Source organism: Streptosporangiales bacterium (assembly GCA_009379955.1).
Classification (GTDB): domain Bacteria; phylum Actinomycetota; class Actinomycetes; order Streptosporangiales; family WHST01; genus WHST01.
Window position 1 is genome coordinate 1 of the sequence record WHST01000070.1, and the last position, 12,161, is coordinate 12,161.

At 72.2% G+C, this 12,161-nt stretch carries 13 protein-coding genes; 6 read left to right on the top strand and 7 right to left on the bottom strand.

Annotation, left to right across the window (positions count from 1 at the left end; genetic code table 11):
* Positions 1–130: 130 nt before the first annotated feature.
* Genes speB through GEV10_19775 form a run of 3 tightly spaced genes read right to left on the bottom strand, consistent with a single transcriptional unit; the run spans position 131 to position 3,152 of the window.
* Complete coding sequence (speB, locus tag GEV10_19765) at positions 131–1,114, bottom strand: agmatinase (GenBank protein MQA80685.1); 984 nt, start codon at positions 1,112–1,114, stop codon at positions 131–133.
* Positions 1,111–1,710 carry a DUF1989 domain-containing protein gene (locus tag GEV10_19770; GenBank protein MQA80686.1) on the bottom strand — a complete coding sequence of 200 codons (600 nt, stop codon included), beginning with the start codon at positions 1,708–1,710 and terminating at the stop codon, positions 1,111–1,113. The genes speB and GEV10_19770 overlap by 4 nt, the downstream gene beginning before the upstream one ends.
* A complete protein-coding gene (locus GEV10_19775; protein ID MQA80687.1) occupies positions 1,707–3,152 on the bottom strand; it encodes an MFS transporter in 1,446 nt (481 codons plus the stop codon). Before GEV10_19775 ends, GEV10_19770 begins: the two co-directional genes overlap by 4 nt.
* Here GEV10_19775 and GEV10_19780 point away from each other — a divergent pair.
* Positions 2,995–4,683 (top strand): PucR family transcriptional regulator, encoded by a 1,689-nt coding sequence (locus GEV10_19780; GenBank protein ID MQA80688.1) that lies wholly within the window; start codon positions 2,995–2,997, stop codon positions 4,681–4,683. The genes GEV10_19775 and GEV10_19780 overlap by 158 nt on opposite strands.
* Here the strand turns inward: GEV10_19780 and GEV10_19785 are convergent.
* The gene (locus tag GEV10_19785; protein MQA80689.1) at positions 4,673–5,233 is read right to left on the bottom strand and encodes a deaminase; all 561 of its coding nucleotides are present in this window, start codon (positions 5,231–5,233) and stop codon (positions 4,673–4,675) included. The two genes, GEV10_19780 and GEV10_19785, sit on opposite strands and share 11 nt — an antisense overlap.
* A 53-nt stretch (positions 5,234–5,286) precedes the next feature.
* On the opposite strand from GEV10_19785, the gene GEV10_19790 reads away from it, so the two are divergent.
* On the top strand, positions 5,287–5,796 hold the full coding sequence (locus tag GEV10_19790) for a transcriptional regulator (GenBank protein ID MQA80690.1): 510 nt from the start codon (positions 5,287–5,289) through the stop codon (positions 5,794–5,796).
* On the opposite strand, the gene GEV10_19795 is transcribed toward GEV10_19790, so the two are convergent.
* Entirely contained in the window at positions 5,783–6,265 is a 483-nt protein-coding gene (locus GEV10_19795; GenBank protein ID MQA80691.1) for an inorganic pyrophosphatase, read from the bottom strand. The two genes, GEV10_19790 and GEV10_19795, sit on opposite strands and share 14 nt — an antisense overlap.
* Before the next feature lie 86 nt (positions 6,266–6,351).
* On the opposite strand from GEV10_19795, the gene dacB reads away from it, so the two are divergent.
* A complete protein-coding gene (dacB, locus tag GEV10_19800) occupies positions 6,352–7,773 on the top strand; it encodes a D-alanyl-D-alanine carboxypeptidase/D-alanyl-D-alanine-endopeptidase (protein ID MQA80692.1) in 1,422 nt (473 codons plus the stop codon).
* A gap of 7 nt (positions 7,774–7,780) precedes the next feature.
* Here the strand turns inward: dacB and GEV10_19805 are convergent, their stop codons facing one another.
* Positions 7,781–8,596, bottom strand: coding sequence for an AAA family ATPase (locus GEV10_19805; protein MQA80693.1), 816 nt, complete (start codon positions 8,594–8,596; stop codon positions 7,781–7,783).
* Between the two features lie 66 nt (positions 8,597–8,662).
* Positions 8,663–9,127: a hypothetical protein gene (locus tag GEV10_19810; GenBank protein ID MQA80694.1), complete on the bottom strand. Its 465-nt coding sequence runs from the start codon at positions 9,125–9,127 to the stop codon at positions 8,663–8,665.
* 148 nt (positions 9,128–9,275) lie between these two features.
* Here GEV10_19810 and GEV10_19815 point away from each other — a divergent pair, with 148 nt between their 5' ends.
* Genes GEV10_19815 through hpt form a run of 3 tightly spaced genes read left to right on the top strand, consistent with a single transcriptional unit; the run spans position 9,276 to position 11,978 of the window.
* Positions 9,276–10,355: a coenzyme F420 biosynthesis-associated protein gene (locus tag GEV10_19815; protein MQA80695.1), complete on the top strand. Its 1,080-nt coding sequence runs from the start codon at positions 9,276–9,278 to the stop codon at positions 10,353–10,355.
* A gap of 13 nt (positions 10,356–10,368) precedes the next feature.
* Complete coding sequence (gene tilS, locus GEV10_19820; GenBank protein MQA80696.1) at positions 10,369–11,370, top strand: tRNA lysidine(34) synthetase TilS; 1,002 nt, start codon at positions 10,369–10,371, stop codon at positions 11,368–11,370.
* Positions 11,371–11,420: 50 nt separating this feature from the next.
* Complete coding sequence (gene hpt, locus GEV10_19825) at positions 11,421–11,978, top strand: hypoxanthine phosphoribosyltransferase (protein ID MQA80697.1); 558 nt, start codon at positions 11,421–11,423, stop codon at positions 11,976–11,978.
* Positions 11,979–12,161 lie beyond the last annotated feature (183 nt).

The following is a 12,161-nucleotide window of genomic DNA, read 5'->3' on the forward strand; positions in this document are numbered from 1 at the left end:
AAAGCCTGCGAGGACTTCGCCCGCCGAGACCAGCCGATCAGTTGCTCCCGCTCGGCACCGGTCAACACCAACTCCGCCTTCGGACGCCCAGTTCTCGGCATGCCACCACCATACCGACTTAACCTACGAATTAACGACGGGCGACACTAGTGTCCCGCCGGCCGGCGAGCGCCATCATCGCGAGGATGTCGTAGACCAGGGTCGCACCGGCCAGGGCCGTGATCTCGCCGTGGTCGTACGCGGGGGACACCTCGACGAGGTCGGCCGCGACGATCGGCAGGTCGCGGAGCCGGCGCAGCAGGCCGAGCAGCTCCCTGGACGTGAAGCCGCCCATCTCCGGGGTGCCGGTCCCCGGCGCGAAGGCGGGGTCGAGGACGTCGACGTCGATCGAGAGGTAGACGGGGCAGCCGCCCGTGCGGTCGTGGATGTGCTGGGCGATCTGCTCGGCGCCGAGGGTGTCGAGGTCGGCGGCGCGGAAGATGCGGAAGCCGAACGCGGCGTCGTCGTCGAGGTCCTGGGGCGAGTAGAGGGGGCCGCGGATGCCGACGTGGGTCGACCGGTCGCGTTGCAGCAGGCCCTCCTCGAACGCCCGCCGGAAGATCGTGCCGTGGGTCACCGGGGCGCCGAAGTAGGTGTCCCAGGTATCGAGGTGGGCGTCGAAGTGCACCAGCGCGAGCGGGCCGTGCACCTCGCTGGCGGCCCGCAGCATGGGCAGCGCGACGGTGTGGTCGCCGCCGATGGTGACGAGTCGCCGCCGCGCGTCGACGAGGTCACGTCCGGCGCGGTACGTCGTCGCGACCGCGTCGTCGATGCTGAAGGGGTTGCACGGCACGTCGCCGGCGTCGACGACCTGCACGCCGGCGAACGGTGCGACGTCGAGGTCCGGGTGGTAGGCCGGTCGCAGGTGCCGGGAGGCGGTCCTGATCGCGAGCGGGCCGAACCGCGCGCCCGGCCGGTACGACGTGCCACCGTCGAACGGTGCGCCCACCACAGCGATGTCGTAGTCGGTCACCGCGTCGATGGACGGGATGCGGGCGAACGTCGAGGCGCCCGCGAAGCGCGGGACCTGCGTGCCGTCCACGGGTCCGACCGGGCCGGCGGAGGCGGACGTCATGCGCCCTCGCGCTCGGCGACGCTGACCTGGATCGGGGACGGTGACCAGCCGTTGCACGGGTTCTGGTCCTGCGGGCACGCGGTGACGACCACGAGGACGTCGACCAGTGCGGTGAACGACGCGCGGTCGCCGGCGCGGCTGCGCGGCTCCAGCGTCTCGATCGAGCCGTCGGGTCGGATCTCGGAGTTCTGGAACACGTTGACGGGATCGGGCAAGCGATGCGCCGGGATCCCGTACGGGACAAGGGCTTCGGTCATCGCGTCGCGGCAGTTCGGGTGGTCGGGCAGACCGAAGTCGCCCCGGTAGCGCTCGGCGTCGCACATCGCGAACGCCATGTCGTGCACGCCGACGTCGTCGTGGCGCAGGCGCAGGATCGGCTGCCGGACGTTCGTCAGCAGCTCGTCGCCCTGCCGCAGCCGGAAGCGTCCGAGTGACGAGCGGGTGTGCGTCGGCGACAGCCACTCGACGTCCGGGTCGGCGGCGGTGAACGCGACCATGTCGGCGACCTGACTGCCGGCGACGTCGGTGATGTCGAGCGTCTGGCCGGCGTTCATCCGCAACGCGTGCGCCGTGCCCGGCTCGATGACGTGGGTCATGCCGTCCCTCCGGTAGCTGTCGCGGGCGCGGCGGCCGACACCTCGTCGAGCGACCTGCCCTTGGTCTCGGTCGCGAGGAAGATCGAGACGACGAGACCGACGAGCGTCACGGCCGCCTCGACGAGCATGGTGATGCCGAGGCCGAATGCCTCCAGGAGGATGGGGACCAGGAACGTGCCGGCGGCGGCCCACACCCGGCTGAACGCGGTGCCGACGCCGACGGCGGTCGCGCGGATGTGCGTGGGGAAGAGCTCCTGCGGATAGACCCATTCCAGGATGTTGGCGGCGCCGGCCGCGAGCGCGTAGATCGTGAACCCGGCGATGATCAGCGGCAGCGGCGCGCCCTCTCCCGGCACGAGAAGCGCGAGGCCGAGGGTCATGAAGACGAAGCCCCAGATGACCAGTGGACGGCGCCCGAAGCGATCGACCCAGTGCAGGCCGGGGAAGCATCCGACCAGGATGAGAGCGTTGATGACCACGGCGCCGACGTACGTGATCAGGTGCGACTCGACGTCGAGCTGTTGCAGGATGACGGGACCGAACGTCGCGACGGCGTAGAGCGGGACGATCTGGCAGCCCCAGAAGACGCCGACGAAGATCGTGCGCTTCAGGTACACGCCGCGGAAGACCTCGCGCATGTCGGTCCGCGGCGGCTCGGCGGGCGCCTCCAGACGGTTCAGGTCGAGCCCGTAGACGCGCTTGACCACCTGCTTCGCCTCGTCGACCCTCCCCTTGAGGAGGAGCCAGCGCGGTGACTCGGGCGTCCCGATCCTGGCGAGCACGATCACCAGACCGAAGACGGCGGCGCTCGCGAGCATCAGGCGCCATCCGTACGGCTCGACGTTCGACAGGGCCCAACCGACGAGCGCGGCGACCAGGGCACCGGCCGACCAGCTGGTGATCAGCGTGCCGAGCATCGCCCCGCGCCGGCGGACGGGGAGGAACTCCGCGAGCAGCGACGTCGCGATCGGGTAGTCCGCGCCGATGGCCACGCCGAGCAGGAAGCGGGCGGCGATGAGCTGCCACGGCTCGGCCACGACCGCCGACAGCACCGACATCACCACGAGCGTCAGCAGGTTGATCGTGTACATGATCTGCCGGCCGACCCGGTCCGTGACGTACCCGAAGAACAGCCCGCCGACGAAGATCCCGACGAGTGCCGCGGTGCCCACGAGGCCGGCCTGGTAGCCGGTCATGCCGAGCTGCGGCGTCATCTGCAGGAAGGCGAACCCGATGATCGTCAGGGCGTAGCCGTCGAGGAACGGACCGCCCCCGCACAGCACGATGAGCTTCTTGTGGAACCCACCGAGCGGCGCGCGGTCGATGGCTTCGAGTCCCGTTGCTCCGGACACGGCGTGCTCCCTCCGCCTGCGCCGCCAGCTTGGGAGCTGGCACCGCGGAGAGCCATCCGACCTCGGCACGACATTGCCCGTACGCGTCATACCGTGGTACGGCTACGTCGTGCTCGCCGTCGGTGACCTCCTGGAGATCCCGCACCTGCAGCTCGCGCTCCTCGCGGGCAGGTCGGGGCTCTCCCGGCCGGTCACCTGGGTGCACATCTCCGACCTGCCGAACCCCTGGGAGTGGCTGGGCGACGGCGAGCTGCTGGCCACCAACGGCCTCAGCCTGCCGGTGGACGGCGCCGCCCAGGCCGCGTTCCTCGAGACGCTCGACGCAGCGGGTGCGAGCGGCCTCGCCGTCGGCACGGACATGCCGTCCGCGCCGCCGCTGCGCCCCGAGCTCGGCGACGAGGCGGAGCGGCTGGAGATCCCGGTGCTGCTGGTCCCCTACAGCGTGCCGTTCTCGGCGATCGTCCGCGCGGCCGCCGACGCCAACACCCGCGAGGAGGCCGCGCGGCTCACCAGGATCGCGCGGGTGTACGAGCTGCTGCGGGCGGCCATGGCCGGCGGTCGGTCGCGCCGTGGCGTGCTCCGCCGGCTCGGTGCGGAGCTGGACTGCCGCTTCTCGCTCGTCGACCCCGAGCTCGGCTCGGCGCTGCTGCCGGGAGAGGAGGCGAGTGAGCTGGCCGCCGAGCTGGCGGCGGAGTACGCGGGCCACGACGGTCGGCTCCCCGGCGCGGTCCACCTCGGTACGCCCGAGCGTCGCGGCATCGCCGTCGCGATCCCGGCGGAGCAGCCCGCGGCGCTGGTAGCCGAACCCGTCGGCGACCGGTTCCCCGACCTCGACCTGCTGCACCACGTCGCGACGGTCGGGTCACTCGAGCTGGCGGGGCTGCGGGCCGAGCGGGAGCGGATGCGGCGCCAGGGCGCCGAGCTGCTCGCCCGCCTCATCGACGGCGTCGTCGACGACGCCGCCGCGCGGCGGGAGCTGCGGCGCTTCGGGCTGACCGTCGCCGAGGCGCTGGTCGTCGCGCTGCGCCGCGACGACCTCGACGAGGCGAGCGAGTCGCTGCACCACCAGTTCTCCCGGCGCGGCGTCGCGAACGCCATCCTCGGCAGGGACCCGCACCTCGTCGCGCTGCTCCCGTCGGCCGAGCGGCCGCTGGCGGCGGCGCTCGACTTCCTGACCGCTGCCGGGGTGCCGGCGGGTGTCAGCGCACCGCTGACGGCGTCGCGGCGGACGTCCGAGGCGGTGAGGGAGGCGACGTGGTCGCTGGGCATCGCCAAGGCGACGGGGGAGCGGGTCGTCCACTTCACCGAGGAGTCGACGCTGCTCCTGCCGCGGACGATGGACGAGGCGGAGCTCATCGTCTCGCGGGTGCTCGGCCCGCTGCTGTCGTACGACAGGGACCACGACTCGCAGCTGCTGCGCACGCTCCGGGTGGTGCTGAACGCCGACAGGTCGTGGCGGGCCGCGGCCGAGGAGCTGCACGTGCACAAGCAGACGCTCGCCTACCGGATGCGCAGGATCGAGGAGCTCACCGGCCGCAACCTGCGATCGACCGGGGACATCGGTGAGCTGTGGTTCGGCCTGCGCGCGTACGAGCTGACGCTCGGCGACGTCAGGAGGTGACGGCGTAGCGCATGTGCACCACGCCGCTGCCGAAGCGCTGCTGGTGGAGCAGCTCGAGGGGCAGCTTCACGTGGAGGGGCAGGGCCGGCTTGCCGCCGCCGACGGAGACGGGATGCAGGAACAGGTGCACCTCGTCGACCAGGCCGGCGCGGAACGCGTGGGCGGCGAGGCCGGGACCGCCGATGCCGATGTCGTGCTCGGTGTCCGCCTTCAGCTTCCGCACCGCCGCGGGGTCGAACTCGCGCTCGAGCGTGGTGCGGGTGGTGGAGACGCTCGCCAACGTCGAGGAGTACACGATCTTGTCGGCGGCCTGCCAGACGGCGGCGAAGTCGAGCGCGACGGCGGACAGGTCGGGGACGGTGTGGGCGGTCTCCCAGTAGACCATCATCTCGTACATGCGACGCCCGTACAGGTAGGTGCCCGCGCTGCGCTCGAGGTCGTTCACGAACGCGTGCAGCTCGTCGTCCGGCTCGGCCCAGTCGAAGGTGCCCGCCTCGTCCTCGATGTAGCCGTCGAGCGAGGTGATCGCGGCGTAGATCAGCTTGGCCATGGAAAGGAGGATAGGTAAACTGCTCCTGAAATGCAATCAGTCTCGGAGGTCCGATGACCGACGCTCACCGCTCGGCGTGCCCGATCAACCTCTCCCTCGAGGTCTTCGGCGACAAGTGGAGCCTGCTCGTGCTGCGCGACATGATCTTCGGCGGCCGCCGGCACTTCCGCGAGCTGCTGAACGGGTCGCAGGAGCGGATCGCCTCCAACATCCTCACCAGCCGGCTGAGGTCGCTGGTCGAGACGGGCATGCTCACCAGGAGCGCCGACCCCACCCACAAGCAGAAGGTGGTCTACAGCCTCACCGAGGCGTCGATCCAGCTGGTGCCGATCATGGCCGCGCTCGGCACCTGGGGGAGCGCCTGGCTGCCGGTCAGCGAGGACCAGTCGGTCCGGGCGCGCGTGCTCGAGGACGGCGGCCCGGCGATGTGGGACCGGTTCATGGCCGAGCTCCGCGAGGAGCACCTCGGCATCACCGCCGGGCCGCCTCCCGGCGGCGCGACCGTCCGCGACCGACTCCAGGAGGCCCACCTGTCGGTCATCGCCACGGTCACTCGGACCTGAGGCGGGCGCGGGACGCCTCGATCTCCTGCTCGGCCTCTGCGCGACCGACCCAGGTGGCGCCCTCGACCGACTTCGCCGGCTCGAGGTCCTTGTAGACCTCGAAGAAGTGCTGGATCTCCAGGCGGTCGAACTTCGGCACGTCGCCGATGTCGCGCAGCTTCTCCTGCCGCGGGTCGGTCGCGGGCACGCAGAGCACCTTGTCGTCCGGGCCCTTCTCGTCGGTCATCCGGAACATGCCGATCGCTCGGCACCTGATGAGGCAGCCGGGGAACGTCGGCTCCGGCAGCAGGACGAGCGCGTCGAGCGGGTCGCCGTCCTGGCCGAGGGTGTCCTCGATGAAGCCGTAGTCGGCCGGGTACTGCGTCGACGTGAAAAGGGTGCGGTCGAGCCGGATCCGGCCGGTCTCGTGGTCGACCTCGTACTTGTTCCGCTGACCCTTGGGGATCTCGATCAGCACGTCGAAGTCCACGCGGCCCTCCGTTCCTCGGCGTCTCGACTCAGGAAGGCTACCGTTACGACCTGCGACGGCCGACGAGGCGAGCGGACGGAGAAGCGTTGGGCACGGGCAGCTGGAAGCCACGGGTACGCCTCGCCGGCACCGTGGTGCTCGCGGTCGTCATCCTGCTCGCGCTGGTGGCCGGCGGCGCGGTCGCGATGTACAGCCCCGAACGCGTGCGCGCCCTCGCGGTCGAGTCGCCGAGCCCGACCCCCACCGTCCCCCGCCCGACGCCGACGACCGTCCCGCCGGTGCTGGCCACCCCGGCCACGACGGCGGCGCCGAGGGCCGCGAGCGTCGAGAGCCGGCTCGCCGGACTGCTGGGGGAGAGGTCGCTCGGCACCAGGTTCGGCGCGTACGTCGTCGACCCGGCGAACGAGCGGACGCTGCTCTCCCAGCGTGGCACGTCCGCGGTCACGCCGGCGTCGACGGCGAAGATCCCGACGAGCGTCGCCGCGCTCAGCGCGCTCGGCCCCGACACGAGGTTCACCACGACGGCGGTGCGGAGCGGGCAGAGCGTGGTCCTCGTCGGCGGCGGTGACCCCACCCTGCTCGGCCCGAAGAGGCAGCCGAAGCTGCCGGCGTACCCGAGCCTCGCCAGGCTCTCGACGCTGGCGAAGGAGACGGCGAAGGCGCTCGGCGACAACGCCGGCACGGTGCGGGTGCGGATCGACGACAGCCTCTTCTCCGGCCCGCGCACCGGCCCGGGATGGAAGCCCAACTACGTGCCCGAGGGCAGCGTCGCCCCGGTGAGCGCCCTGACCATCGACCACGGGCGGTCCGACCCGCGCAAGGGCGGCCGGGTGTCCGACCCCGCGATGCTCGCCGGCAACGCGTTCCGCAGGCTGCTCGCGAACGAAGGCGTACGCGTCGCGGGCAAGGTCGGGCGCGCCGGCGCCGCGAAGGACGCCGCCGAGCTCGCGTCGGTGCGGTCGCCGACGGTCGCCGAGCTCGTGGAGCTCACCCTCACCTACAGCGACAACGACGTCGCCGAGGCGCTCGCCCGCCATGTCGCGCGCGCCGAGGGCGAGCCCGCGTCGTTCGCGGGCGTCGCGAGGGCCACCGGCAGGGTGCTCGCCGAGCTCGGGATCGGGTCGGGCATCACGCTCTACGACGGCAGCGGCCTGTCGACCAAGGACCGGGTGACGCCGCAGGGCCTCGCGCAGGTGCTGCAGCTCGTGGCGTCCGGCGAGCATCCCGACCTGAGTGCCGTGCTCAGCGGCATGCCGGTGGGCGGCTTCTCCGGCACCCTCGCCGACCGGTACGACCAGGCGGAGTCACAGGGTGGCGTCGGCGTCGTCCGTGCCAAGACCGGCACCCTCGACGGCGTGAGCAGCCTGGCCGGCTACGTCCAGGACGAGAACGGTCGCGTGCTGGTGTTCGCGTTCGTCGCCAACGGGATCCCGAAGAAGAAGGCGGGCGAGACGCGACCGACGCTCGACCGCCTCTCCGCGCGCCTCGCGACCTGCGGCTGCTCCTGACCGGCGGTCACGAGGCCGACGCGGTGCCGTCCCGCACCGACCTCAGCAGCCGGCTGAGGTAGCGGTCGAACGACTCGGTCACGTCGCGTCCCGCCGGGGTGTGCCACAGCTGCACCGGACGCGCCATGCCCTGGGCGTGCTGGATCACCGAGCGCTCGGGGACCGGCGGCGCGAGGACGAGGGGGCCGAAGAGGTCCCGCATCTCCTGCAGCCGGTAGCGGTGCTCCGGCGAGCGTTCGCGGTAGCGGTTCACGACCACGCCGAGCGGCTGGAGGTCGGGGTTGTGCTGCTGCCGCTCGTCGGCGATGGCGCGCAGCGTGCGCTCGGCGGCGTGGACGGTGAACAGGCTGGGCTCGGTGACGACCAGCGCCCGGCGGCTGGCGACGAGTGCGCTCCTGGTGAGCTGGCCGAGCGACGGCGGGCTGTCGATGAGCACGATGTCGTACGGGTGGTCGAGCCGGCCGAGCAGCGCGCCGAGGCGCCGCAGGTCGTGCGCCTTGGGCATCGGGTCGTCGTGCCGGTGGGTGGCGTCGTCGCCCGGGATGACGTCGAGGACGCCGGCCGGGCGACCGCCGTCGTCGTCGGTGGCGAGCCAGCCGCTCGGGACGATCGCCCGCGACGGCGCGCGGCGCGGCTCGTCGAGGACGTCGGCGACGGTCGCCTCGCCGGGCGTGGCGTCGAGCCCGAGGGTCGCGTTGGCCTGGGGGTCGAGGTCGACGACGAGGGTCGAGAGGCCGCGTTGGAGTGCCGCACCCGCCAGTCCCAAGACCACTGTGGTCTTGCCGGCGCCGCCCTTCAGACTGAGCACAGTGAGAACGCGCACGGACCACACCGTAGCGAAAACCGCCGGCGACGCGGAGTATTGCCCGGAACTACCGGGCAAGATGCCCTAATAGCCCGGATATTGTCCCGGTTGCTGCGGGGGGTACTGCGGGCCCTGCGGCGGGTACTGCTGTCCCTGCTGGGGGTACTGCTGGCCGCCGTACTGCTGCTGCGGCTGGTACTGGTCGTGCCCGCCGTACTGCCCGCCGCTCTGCTGCGCCGGCGCCTCCTCGGAACGGAAGAGCGCCATCAGGAGCATCGCGACGCCGCCGATCTCGGTGAGGATCCGCAGCAGGCCGATCAGGCTGCTCGCCCCGAGGACGCCGCGGTAGTTACCGCCGCTGAGCAGCGCCCCGATGGACAGGGTCCAGATCAGGCTCACCAAGGCGCCGAAGGTCAGGATGCCGAAGCCGATGAGTGCGAACGTCGCGCGCTTCGGGTACTTGCTCCGGCCGACCAGGCAGAGCACAGCGGCGGCACCGTAGAGCAGCACCGGGAGGAACCCGATGGCGCCCGAGAGGAGAGAGCCCATGGGCGGTCACTCTACGGGGAGCGGCCCGTTCTCAGGGCCGACTCCTTCTCTTTCAGGGGAGGACTCCGCTTTTCCGGGGCGGACCGGGGTCGACCGGCCGCCACGACTCGTTCCGCCCAAGTAGGTTGGACGGATGAGCGACGACGACATGATCGACTGGGGACTCGCGGTCGCGACCGGGACCCGCCTCGTCCGTCCGGGCCCACAGGTCGGCCGCGACGAGGCGCGCCGCGCCGTCGCCGACCTGCGCACGCTGTCGGACGAGGCCGAGCACCACGTCAAGGCGTTCACCGGCATGGGTGAGGCCACCGAGCACAGCCCGGCCGCGGTCGTCGACCGGCCCGGTTGGATCAAGGCCAACGTCGACGGCTTCCGCGTCGTGCTCGACCCGGTCGTGCAGCGCATGGCCCGCCACCGCGACGAGTCGTTCGGCGGCACTCTCGTCACCGCGGTGGGCTCGCGGGTCACCGGGCTGCAGGTCGGCTCGATCCTCGCGTACCTCGCCGGTCGCGTGCTCGGCCAGTACGAGCTCTTCCTCCCACCCGACCCCGACGGCACGCAGCCCGTGGGCCGGTTGACCCTCGTCGCCCCCAACGTCGTCCAGGTCGAGCGCGACCTCGACGTCGACCCGCACGACTTCCGGCTCTGGGTGTGCCTGCACGAGGTCACCCACCGCACACAGTTCACGGCCGTGCCCTGGCTGCGCGACCACGTGCACTCCGAGATCACGTCGTTCCTGCTCGCGTCCGAGGTCGGGCCGAGCGAGATCCTCGACCGGATGAAGGCCGCCGCGGAGGCCGTGGTCGACGCCGTGCGCGGCGGCGACACGAGCCTGCTCGAGGCGGTGCAGAGCGACCAGCAGCGCGAGGTGCTCGACCGGCTCACCGCGGTCATGACCCTCGTCGAGGGCCACGGCGACTTCGTCATGGACGGCGTCGGACCCGACGTCGTCCCATCCGTCGCCGAGATCAGGGAGAAGTTCCAGAAGCGACGGGCCAGCGGCAACGCGCTCGAGCTCGCCTTCCGCCGGCTGCTCGGCATCGACCTGAAGATGAAGCAGTACGAGCAGGGCTCGGCGTTCGTCCGCGCCGTCGTCGACAGCGTCGGCATGGAGGGCTTCAACAGGGTCTGGACCTCGCCCAACACCCTGCCCACCCGCGACGAGATCACCGACCCCGACCGCTGGATCGCCCGGGTCGCCCGCCCCGGCCTCACCGACGGCTCCTGACGCCGCACCGCAGATGGGGCCACCGGCCGCGGTCGCCGAGGTGCGTCACGCGGTGCGCGGCGCGCTCGGCGACCTGCCACCGGGCGCGCTCGTGCTCGTCGCGTGCAGCGGCGGCGCCGACTCCCTCGCGCTGGCGGCGGCCGCCGCGCACGAGGGTCCACGCCTGCGCCTCGACGTCGGCGCGGTGACGGTCGACCACGGCCTGCAGGACGGCTCGGCCGCCCGCGCCGGGCAGGTCGCCGCGACGTTGCGCGAGCTCGGGCTCGCGCCGGTACGCGTGGCCACCGTGCGCGCCGACGGTCCCGGTGGGCCCGAAGCGGCCGCGCGCACGGCGCGCTACGAGGCGCTCGACGCCGCCGCCGACGAGCTCGGCGCCGCGGCCGTCCTGCTCGCCCACACCAGGGACGACCAGGCGGAGACCGTCCTCCTGCGCCTCGCCCGCGGCTCCGGCGCGCGGTCGCTCGCCGGCATGGCGCCGGTGGCCGGTCGCTACCGCAGGCCGTTGCTCGACCTCACCAGGCTGCGGGTCGGCGAGATGTGCGCCGCGGCCGGGCTGACGCCGTGGCACGACCCGCACAACGCCGACCCCGCGTACGCGCGCTCGCGGGTGCGTCACGACGCCCTGCCCGTCCTCGAGCACGCCCTCGGTCCCGGCGTCGCCGCCGCACTCGCGCGGACGGCACGGCTGCTGCGCGACGACGCCGACGCCCTCGACGCCTGGGCGACCCGCGCGCACGCCGAGTGCCGCGCGGGCGGGGAGCCCGGCCTGTCCGCCGACGCACTGGCGGCCCTGCCCGCCGCCGTCCGTACCCGGGTGCTCCGGCTCGCCGCGGTCGACGCGGGGTGCCCGCCGGGGGCGCTCGGCGCGGTCCATCTCGGTGCCGCCGACCGACTCGTGACGGACTGGCACGGCCAGGCCACCGTCGACCTACCCGGCGGTGTGGCGTGCGTCCGTCGGCATGGGAGGCTCTGCTTCAGGGGCCACCATGAGACCGCCGGAGGCGGTGAATGCTGAACGGTCCCCGCTGACCCGGGACGACTGCACGCGCGGCGATCGGAGTGCTGGTGGACACGACCGACATGGGCTCGGACCTGGCGGCGGTCCTGGTCACCGAGGACGAGATCAGGCACCGGCTGGTGGAGATGGCCAAGACCCTCGACACCGACTACCAGGGACGCGACGTCCTGCTCGTCGGGGTGCTGAAGGGCGCGGTCATGATGATGGCCGACCTCGTCCGTGCCATGCACAGCCCGGTCGAGATGGACTGGATGGCGGTGTCGTCGTACGGCGCGGGCACCAAGTCGTCCGGCGTGGTCCGGATCATGAAGGACCTCGACCGCGACATCACGGGCCGGCACGTGCTGATCGTCGAGGACATCATCGACTCGGGCCTCACCCTGTCCTGGCTGCTGCGCAACCTCAGGTCGCGCGGGCCCGCCTCGGTCGAGGTCTGTGCCCTGCTCCGCAAGCCCGAGGCCGTCCAGGTCGACATCCCCGTGAAGTACGTGGGATTCGACATCCCCAGCGAGTTCGTCGTCGGCTACGGCCTCGACTACGCGGAGAAGTACCGGAATCTCCCGTTTGTCGGTACTCTCGCGCCTCATGTGTACGGCGGGGCGTGATGCGGCTCTCCTCCGTGGCCGCACGAGGGGGTTACCCCACGGGAACACAGGGGATGCGATGATGAGTTGACATAGCGAACGTGTAAAGCGTCGGCGTGTCGGTCAGCGCACGGCGGCGAACATCCCAGGTCGTTTTCGGCGTCGATCACCGCCCCGAGGGGCACCGGCAGGCAGGAGGGAGAG